Source organism: Mycobacterium sp. (assembly GCF_039583785.1).
Classification (GTDB): domain Bacteria; phylum Actinomycetota; class Actinomycetes; order Mycobacteriales; family Mycobacteriaceae; genus Mycobacterium.
On sequence record NZ_JAVKSG010000107.1, the window covers coordinates 1 to 6908 of the forward strand.

The window sequence follows — 6908 nt, forward strand, 5'->3', positions numbered from 1 at the left end:
GCATCGAGTACGACGGCCCCCAGCATTGGACGGACGCCGGGCAGCGGGATCGGGACATCGACCGCTACAGCGCGCTGCACGCGCTGGGCTGGGTGATCATCAGGGTCAGCAGCAACCTGCTTCGATACCGGCGGGCAACGTTCGTGGCCCGCGTCGTTGCCGCCATGGAAGCCGCGGGGTGGCGTCCGTGACTTTCTTGCGCCGAATGTGCAATCCACGACGGCTCAGCGGCGTGTCGCGTCGCGAGATGCACACTCGCGCGGGGGTGGGTCGCGCGCGGGGGTGGGGGCAAGCGCCGGCCCAGGCGTAGTCGATGGCCACGTGTGGCGTCGTCGGGTGCGACTGGCAGGTCAGGATGTAACCGCCGTCGAGCTCGGCCTTGCCCAGCGCGAAGTTGTGGTCCATGTCCACCTGGCCTTCGACGAGTTTCGCCTGGCAGGTGCCGCAGGCGCCGCCCATGCAGGCGTACGGCACATCGCCGCGGCGCTGCAGCGCGCCTTCCAGAATCGAGTCGCCGGGCACCAGATCGAACGTGTCGTGCTGACCCGATGGCGCTCGGCCGCCGGGGCGGCGGTGTACCCATAGAACAACTCGAGGTGGATGTGCGCGGGGCTAGCGGGATTGCAGACCATCTGCGAAGTCGGCGGCACCGCCAACGTCACGACCATTGAGCGGTTGTAACGCATTCCGTCGAGCGTGCAGGTTATGACCGCCGATTGGCTGAATTTTCGCCACAACCTACACAGTCGGCGGGTGCCCGTCGCTCGATCCCTCAGCGAGCGCGTCAACGTCACGGCGACGGGCGTGACGCAGCGGCCCACTCCGAAGAATGCGACCTCGAACCACCCTGGCTCGTCCAGGGCGAACTTGATGTAGCCAATGCCGACGGCTCGCAGCAGCTCAGTTGAGCCGCGTCGGCGCATCGGCGTTCGCATCCGCGTCGCCATTCGGTGCTGGATCGCCGTCGCAACGGCTTGCAGCAATGCCTCGCGTTCGGCGAAACTCCCACCCGCCGAGTCGCTTCCCGGACGGTGAGCGGGTCCGAGCCGCCGGTCCGGGTCAGATGCAGACCGGCGTCGACGTCGATGCGGACATGGCGCGAATGGCCGAACCGGTTCCACCGATGTTCTGGTTCCGCGACCCGACCCGACACACATTGATGGTCGTGGAGTCTTGAGGTCACTCCACCAACGCGGCCGCGGCCTGCAGGTGCTTGACCGCATCAGCGACGATCGCATCGATCAACTCCGCGCACGACGGCAGGTCCTCGACGATGCCGGCCACCTGCCCGGACGCCAGCACGCCGGCGTCGGTGTTGCCCTCGACCAGGCCGGCTTTCAGCAACATCGGGGTGTTGGCCGCCATCACCACCTGCGACCAGGTCAGCTGCTTGCCGTGCCGCATCGCCAGGCCGTCGCGGATCATCGCAGACCAGCTCATCTGCGACATCTTCTTGAACTTCGCGGCGTTGCCCACCGCTGCGGTGAAACCCCTTGCCCGTGAGCCGCTTTCCAGCTTCTCCACCAGGCCGGTGCGCAGCACCCGGTGCGGCATCCCGTCGACCCGGGTGGTGACGACGGTGCCGTCCAGGGCGGACTGCAGGTAACGCTGCTTGACCGCGTCGGGGACGGTGGAATCCGAGGTGAGCAGGAAGCGGGTACCCATCGCCACCCCGGCGGCGCCGTACGACAGTGCGGCGGCGAGGCCGCGGCCGTCGAAGAAGCCGCCGGCGGCGATCACCGGAATGCTCACGGCGTCCAGTACCGAGGGCAGCAGCAGCGTGGTGGCGATCGGCCCGGTGTGCCCGCCGCCTTCGCCGCCCTGGACGATCACCGCGTCGGCGCCCCAGGCGGCCACCTTGCGGGCGTGCTTGGCCAGGCCGACCGACGGAATCACCACGGCGCCGGCCTCTTTGAGGTGGGCGATCAATTCCTGCTTGGGCGCCAACGCGAACGAGGCGACCCTCACGCCTTCGCGGATCATCAGGTCGACCCGGTCGCCGGCATCGCCGGCGTCGGCACGAATGTTGACACCGAACGGCTTGTCGGTGGCGGCTTTGACCTTGCCGATCGCGACGGCCAGCTCGTCGAGCGTCATGGTGGCCGAGGCCAGGATGCCCAGCCCACCCGCGTTCGACGTGGCCGCCACGAGGCGCGCGCCGGCCACCCAGCCCATGCCGGTCTGCACCACCGGGTGCTCGATGCCGATCAGCTCGGTCAGCGGCGTACGCAATCTCACCAGCGTATCTCCCCGTCCCGCAGCGCCTTCGGGTCGATAACCTCGCGGATCAACTGCAGCTCTTCGTCGGTCGGCAACCGCGATTCGTCGGCACCGTCGAGTCCGTGCACCTCGAACGACGTGTTGTCGCGGACCTCGTCTGCCGCGACGCCGGGGTGCAGCGACAACGCGCGCATCGTGCGGTCCGGGCCACCGAAGTCGAACACGCCGAGGTTGGACACCACCCGGTAGGTGTTGGCGAACCGGAACGCCGGGTTATCGTCATCGACGTTGTCCCAGCCGACACCGCAGACGACGTCGACGGTCTCGCAGAACACCCGCTTGGAGTGGTTGCCCACCCAGTAGCTGGTCGCGTGGTTGATGGCGTTGCCGGGCGCGCCGCGGACCCCGAACATCTGCCGCTTGGGCTGCTGCAGCGGCCCGAACGCCGAGATGTTCTGATTGCCATGGCGGTCAACCTGATTGGCGCCCATCACCACGTGGCGGCGGCCCCAGGCCAACGTCTCGAACACCCGGCCGAACGGCATCCAGCCTTCGACCGGTCCGGTCTTGCCCAGCGCCGGAGTGTCGGCGAGCAACTGCGCCTCGCCGTCGGTCAGCACGATGTCGGGCGAGAACGTCAGCCGGGCCAGTCGCGCACCCACCGCCGCCATGTTGGTCATCGGGCTGACCATGATCTCGCCCGCGTCGCGGAACAGGTCGGCGCAGGCTACTGCGCACACCTCTGCCCGAGTGCTCACTGTGCTGCCTCCTCGGCGAATTTTTGCACGGCCGTTTGATATTCGGCCTCGCCACCGGACAGATAGGTCTGTACGAACGCCTGCCAACTCGCGTCGGTGGCGACGGCTTCGGCGTAGTGCCGCTGGAACTTCTCGTCCCGGCCGTAGTCCGGTGCCGCGGTGGTGAAGTGCGCGCCGCCGGGTGCCTCGACCACACCGTCGACCATCATCCGGTTGACCAGCAACGCCTGCGGCGGAACGGCTTTGACCAACTCTCCGGTGGAGACGATACGTTCCACCGACAGGTAACGGCGCTGCGCGGCCATCAGGAACAGGTCGTCGAAATAGGGGTCGATGCCGGTGTAGGCGGCGTTGCCCCGCTCGTCGCCGAGGTTGAGATGCACGAACGCGGCGTCCAGGTTGAGCGCGGGCATCGCGAGCAGCGTCTCGTGGCCACCGCCGGGTGCCGGGTAGGGGCTGGTGACCGTCTTGAGTTCACCTTCCCAGAAGTCGGGCACCGAACTGCCCAGCCCGGCGCGAATCGGCAAGAACGGCAAGCGTTGTGCCGCGGCTTGCAATCCGCAGCGCAGCATGCCCTCGTCCATTTCGCGGGCTTCGAGCGCTCCGCTGCTGCGGGCCTTGGCGAACCACGGGTCGTAGAACGGCGGCGAGTCGAGTGAGACGAAGCCGTAGTAGACCCGCTTCACCTTGCCCGCCGAGCACAGCAGGCCCACGTCCGGGCCGCCGTAGGTCACCACGGTCAGGTCTTTGACGTCGGTGCGCAGCAGCGCGCGCACGAATGCCATCGGCTTGCGACGCGACCCCCAGCCACCGATGCCGATCGTCATGCCGTTGCGTACCTGCGCGACGGCGTCGTCGAGAGTGGTTCTCTTGTCGGTCATTGCTTCTTCACAAACGCGTCGCGGTGCTCGTCGGCCACCCCGGCGAGGTTGAGCTCGAAGGTAAACCCTTGCTCCATGCGGTAACTGGAGTTGACCCGCTGGACGTCGATCAGGTTCAGCGCCTCCTTGGCTGCTCGGATCACCCGGGTGTCCTTGGCGGCGATGTCGCGCGCGATGCGCAGCGCGGCTTCGTCGAGTTCCGCGCGCGACACCACCTCGTGCACCGAGCCGAAGTGGTGCAGCGTCGCCGCGTCGACGGTGGCGGCAGTGAAGAACAGTCGCCGCATCAGGTGCTGTGGCACCAGTCGCGACAGATGGGTCGCCGCGCCCAGTGCGCCGCGCTCCACCTCGGGCAGGCCGAAGGTGGCGTCGTCGGAAGCCACGATGACGTCGGCGTTGCCGACCAATCCGATGCCGCCGCCGACGCAGAATCCGTTGACCGCCGCGATCACCGGCACCGCGCACTCGTAGACCGCGCGAAAAGCCGCGAAGCAGCCGCGGTTGGCGTCGATCAGCGCGGTAAAGCCTTCGGTGCGCTGCATTTCCTTGATGTCCACGCCGGCGTTGAAGCCGCGGCCCTCGGCGCGCAGGATCACCGCGTGCGTGCTCTGATCGTTGCCGGCGGCGGTCAGGACCTCGCCGAGTTCGAACCAGCCGCGCGATGGGATGGCGTTGACCGGAGGGTAGTCGACGGTGACCGCGACGATCCCCGTCTCCACGGTGCGTGACGTGATTGTCATCGAGATCTTCGACCACTTCCTTGGGGGACGACGGGGGCGTTGGGGGACGATTACCTAAGCAAGCACTTGCTTGGTACGCTAGCACAGTGACTCATGCCGACCCAGGGCCCGCTTTCAACTTCGGGCTCACCGGCCGGGTCGTGCTGGTGACCGGCGGCGTTCGAGGGGTAGGCGCGGGTATCAGCGAGGTATTCGCCCAGCAAGGCGCCACCGTCGTCACCTGCGCGCGGCGCGACGTCGAAGGCCTTTGCTACGACTTCCACCCCTGCGACATCCGCGACGACGACGCCGTCAAGGCCATGATCGAGGCGATCGTCGGCAAGCACGGCCGCCTCGACACAGTGGTGAACAACGCCGGCGGTTCGCCGTTCGTCTTGACCGCGGAATCCAGCGCGACGTTCAACCGCAAAATCATCGAACTCAATCTGCTTGGCGCGCTGTCGGTTTCCCAGCACGCCAACGATGTGATGCGGAATCAGCCGAGCGGCGGGTCGATCGTCAACATCTGCAGCCTCAGCGGCCGCCGGCCATCACCGGGAACCGGGGCCTACGGCGCGGCCAAGGCCGGCCTGGAAAGCCTCACTCAAACACTCGCGGTCGAGTGGGGCCCGAAGGTCCGGGTGAACGCCTGCGTGGTCGGCATGGTCGAGACCGAGCAGGCGGAGTTGTTCTACGGCGACGCCGAGTCGATCGCCGCGATTTCGAAGAACGTGCCGCTCGGGCGACTCGCCACCCCCACCGACGTCGGTTGGGCCGCAGCGTTTCTGGCCTCGGACGCGGCCTCCTACATCAGCGGCGCCTCGCTGGAGGTGCACGGCGGCGGCGAACCGCCGCATTATCTGGCCACCACCAACGCCAGCGCGATCAAGTAAAGGAGTCAGCAGTGGGAGTAGTCGACGGCCGTGTCGTCATCGTCACCGGAGCGGGCGGCGGTATCGGGCGGGCGCACGCCCTGGCCTTCGCGGCCGAGGGTGCTCGCGTCGTCGTCAACGACATCGGTGTGGGCCTGGACGGTTCGCCGGCCGGTGGCGGCAGCGCCGCGCAGCGCGTGGCCGACGAAATCGTCTCTGCCGGAGGCGAAGCCGTCGCCGACGGCTCCGACATCGCGGACTGGAACCAAGCCGCCGCTCTGATCCGAACCGCCGTCGACACCTTCGGCGGCTTGGACGTCCTGGTGAACAACGCCGGCATCGTGCGCGACCGAATGATGGCCAACACCAGCGAAGAAGAGTTCGACGCCGTTATCGCCGTACATCTCAAAGGCCACTTCGCCGCGATGCGGCACGCCGCCTCGTACTGGCGCGGGCAGAGCAAAGAGGGCAAAACCGTTGACGCGCGGATCATCAACACCAGCTCCGGTGCGGGCTTGCAGGGCAGCGTCGGGCAGGGTAACTACAGTGCGGCCAAGGCCGGCATCGCGGCACTGACTCTGGTCGGCGCCGCGGAGATGGGCCGCTACGGCGTCACGGTCAACGCGATCGCGCCGTCGGCCCGGACCCGGATGACCGAGACGGTGTTCGCCGACATGATGGCCACGCAAAACAACGATTTCGATTCGATGGCCCCGGAGAACATCTCACCGCTGGTGGTGTGGTTGGGCAGCAACGAATCCCGCGACATCACCGGGAGGGTGTTCGAGGTCGAGGGCGGCAAGATCGGCGTCGCCGAGGGGTGGGCGCACGGACCGCAGATCGACAAGGGAGCCCGCTGGGATCCCGCCGAGTTGGGGCCAGTGGTCACCGATCTGCTGGCCAAGTCACGGACGCCCGTTCCGGTATACGGGGCCTGATCTATCGACTGCGTTTCGATTGGGAGTCGTTGCCGGCTACCGTTTCTCGACTCCAATGTCGGTCGGGAGCAGGGCAGCATCGTGTGACGCGACGCGTCGATCACTCGTCGTCGGCCCACGCCTTCGCCGTTTGTTAGCAACCGGCGATCAACCCCCTTACTGGCGGCCCGGTGCGTCGAGTGTGTATCCCGGGCGGCGACACGCCGCGGCGCTCCGCCCTGTGCGCACACTGAAAACCCTGAGCGCACACTCGATGCCGCCGCCACGCCGAAACCTCTGCCGCACATACTGAATCACCGGTAGGCGGGCGACAAACGGCAAAGCTATCTCACCTTGCCCATTAGTCGGAAATCTACCCCCCGAGGCGCCCAAAAGGTGCGGACCGAGCGCCATCAGCGCAGCAAGGCTGTATTGCTGTATTGCGGCAGACCTGAGACACTGTTGTGATGACCTTTCATGGATATATAGGGGTGCAGTCACGGGGCGTTGTTGCTCTGCCGGCGGAGGTCCGGCGTCGGCT

Annotated in this window: 7 protein-coding genes and 1 pseudogene; 3 read left to right on the plus strand and 5 right to left on the minus strand. The window is 67.2% G+C overall.

Annotated elements, in window-relative coordinates; genetic code table 11:
• On the plus strand, positions 1 to 191 hold a 191-nt coding region (locus tag ABDV69_RS19395), incomplete at its 5' end, for a DUF559 domain-containing protein (RefSeq protein ID WP_343577296.1).
• 115 nt (positions 192 to 306) lie between these two features.
• Here ABDV69_RS19395 and ABDV69_RS19400 read toward each other — a convergent pair.
• The 5 genes and pseudogenes from ABDV69_RS19400 to echA20 all read right to left on the minus strand — a co-directional run.
• A pseudogene (locus ABDV69_RS19400) lies at positions 307 to 549 on the minus strand (2Fe-2S iron-sulfur cluster-binding protein); the annotation flags it as partial.
• Between the two features lie 630 nt (positions 550 to 1179).
• Complete coding sequence (ipdC, locus tag ABDV69_RS19405; protein ID WP_343577298.1) at positions 1180 to 2238, minus strand: (3aS,4S,5R,7aS)-5-hydroxy-7a-methyl-1-oxo-octahydro-1H-indene-4-carboxyl-CoA dehydrogenase; 1059 nt, start codon at positions 2236 to 2238, stop codon at positions 1180 to 1182.
• Positions 2235 to 2978: a cholesterol ring-cleaving hydrolase subunit IpdB gene (ipdB, locus tag ABDV69_RS19410; RefSeq protein WP_343577300.1), complete on the minus strand. Its 744-nt coding sequence runs from the start codon at positions 2976 to 2978 to the stop codon at positions 2235 to 2237. The genes ipdC and ipdB overlap by 4 nt, the downstream gene beginning before the upstream one ends.
• A complete protein-coding gene (gene ipdA, locus ABDV69_RS19415) occupies positions 2975 to 3859 on the minus strand; it encodes a cholesterol ring-cleaving hydrolase subunit IpdA (protein ID WP_343577302.1) in 885 nt (294 codons plus the stop codon). Before ipdA ends, ipdB begins: the two co-directional genes overlap by 4 nt.
• Complete coding sequence (gene echA20, locus ABDV69_RS19420) at positions 3856 to 4599, minus strand: (7aS)-7a-methyl-1,5-dioxo-2,3,5,6,7,7a-hexahydro-1H-indene-carboxyl-CoA hydrolase (protein ID WP_343577304.1); 744 nt, start codon at positions 4597 to 4599, stop codon at positions 3856 to 3858. The genes ipdA and echA20 overlap by 4 nt, the downstream gene beginning before the upstream one ends.
• 86 nt (positions 4600 to 4685) lie before the next feature.
• On the opposite strand from echA20, the gene ABDV69_RS19425 reads away from it, so the two are divergent.
• Together ABDV69_RS19425 and ABDV69_RS19430 are read left to right on the plus strand one after the other, a co-directional pair.
• Complete coding sequence (locus tag ABDV69_RS19425; RefSeq protein ID WP_343577306.1) at positions 4686 to 5471, plus strand: SDR family oxidoreductase; 786 nt, start codon at positions 4686 to 4688, stop codon at positions 5469 to 5471.
• Between the two features lie 11 nt (positions 5472 to 5482).
• Positions 5483 to 6388, plus strand: a complete 906-nt coding sequence (locus ABDV69_RS19430) for an SDR family oxidoreductase (protein ID WP_343577308.1) — start codon at positions 5483 to 5485, stop codon at positions 6386 to 6388.
• Positions 6389 to 6908: the final 520 nt, after the last annotated feature.

Coding starts and splice junctions, on each gene's coding strand:
- ipdA (WP_343577302.1), bottom strand. CDS start 3,859: ATGACCGACAAGAGAACCACTCTCGACGACGCCGTCGCGCAGGTACGC.
- echA20 (WP_343577304.1), bottom strand. CDS start 4,599: ATGACAATCACGTCACGCACCGTGGAGACGGGGATCGTCGCGGTCACC.